Genomic DNA, 217 nt, shown 5'->3' with positions numbered 1-217 from the left:
GGTGGCAGCGGAACTAGCAGCACTCAAAGCTAATGAGTTGGCAACACTGGATGCCAATGTGGCAGCGGATTGAGCTGTATCTGCAGCGTTCGAAGCATCGGTTGCAGCACTGGCAGCAGTTGCGGCAGCACTGGATGCCAAGCTTTGATCACCCGAAGCGGCAGCCGTTTGGGCAGTTGCAGCAGCGGAACTAGCTAGGCTTGCTGATGAGGATGCG

1 protein-coding gene is annotated in these 217 nt (G+C 57.1%); it reads right to left on the bottom strand.

Annotation, left to right across the window (positions count from 1 at the left end; genetic code table 11):
- Window positions 1–217 (bottom strand): hypothetical protein (locus GM612_RS12325; protein ID WP_173021293.1); only part of this gene is annotated, 217 nt, incomplete at both ends.

The organism is Secundilactobacillus folii (assembly GCF_009720675.1).
GTDB classification, from domain to species: domain Bacteria; phylum Bacillota; class Bacilli; order Lactobacillales; family Lactobacillaceae; genus Secundilactobacillus; species Secundilactobacillus folii.
This window is presented reverse-complemented; position numbering and strand designations above follow the sequence as displayed.